At 47.6% G+C, this 225-nt stretch carries 2 tRNA genes; both read right to left on the bottom strand.

Annotated elements, in window-relative coordinates:
• Positions 1–76: transfer RNA gene (locus FGT79_RS30850), tRNA-Thr, on the bottom strand.
• Between the two features lie 73 nt (positions 77–149).
• Positions 150–225 (bottom strand) — tRNA-Thr (locus tag FGT79_RS30845).

Genomic DNA, 225 nt, shown 5'->3' with positions numbered 1-225 from the left:
TGGTGCCGTCGAGAGGACTTGAACCCCCAACCTACTGATTACAAGTCAGTTGCTCTACCAGTTGAGCTACAACGGCACATCAATTATGTCCGCTCTATTGAACGGTTGTCGATACTACTTCGTATGAATAAGCAGTACCTTGAGAAAAATGGTGCCGTCGAGAGGACTTGAACCCCCAACCTACTGATTACAAGTCAGTTGCTCTACCAGTTGAGCTACAACGGC

This window comes from Paenibacillus sinopodophylli (assembly GCF_005930355.1).
In the GTDB taxonomy this organism is placed as follows: domain Bacteria; phylum Bacillota; class Bacilli; order Paenibacillales; family Paenibacillaceae; genus Pristimantibacillus; species Pristimantibacillus sinopodophylli.
This window is presented reverse-complemented; position numbering and strand designations above follow the sequence as displayed.